Origin of the sequence: Shewanella sp. SM73 (assembly GCF_025653795.1) — a bacterium.
In the GTDB taxonomy this organism is placed as follows: Bacteria; Pseudomonadota; Gammaproteobacteria; order Enterobacterales; family Shewanellaceae; genus Shewanella; species Shewanella oncorhynchi.
On the sequence record NZ_JAKKRY010000043.1, the window covers coordinates 1 to 601 of the forward strand.

A 601-nucleotide genomic window follows, 5' to 3' on the forward strand; every position below is an offset into this window, starting at 1 on the left:
CACTCACAGGTGTTGAGTTAATCGAAACTGCTTAACCTTCGGGTTGGCAGTCAAAAATTTAAATCAATGTAACAATGAGTGTTCATAGTAATATGTACAGTTTGTTTCTTTAGTTAGAAACAAAAAATCAGAATTCATTGAGCCGCTGAAGTCGCAAGACGGAAGCAACAAAACTTTAATTGAAGAGTTTGATCATGGCTCAGATTGAACGCTGGCGGCAGGCCTAACACATGCAAGTCGAGCGGCAGCGCAAGGGAGTTTACTCCTGAGGCGGCGAGCGGCGGACGGGTGAGTAATGCCTAGGGATCTGCCCAGTCGAGGGGGATAACAGTTGGAAACGACTGCTAATACCGCATACGCCCTACGGGGGAAAGGAGGGGACCTTCGGGCCTTYCGCGATTGGATGAACCTAGGTGGGATTAGCTAGTTGGTGAGGTAATGGCTCACCAAGGCGACGATCCCTAGCTGTTCTGAGAGGATGATCAGCCACACTGGGACTGAGACACGGCCCAGACTCCTACGGGAGGCAGCAGTGGGGAATATTGCACAATGGGGGAAACCCTGATGCAGCCATGCCGCGTGTGTGAAGAAGGCCTTCGGG

General features: G+C 51.0%; 1 rRNA gene. It reads left to right on the top strand.

Annotation, left to right across the window (positions count from 1 at the left end):
- Nucleotides 1–176: 176 nt before the first annotated feature.
- A 16S ribosomal RNA gene (locus L5M51_RS22770) occupies nt 177–601 on the top strand; the annotation flags it as partial.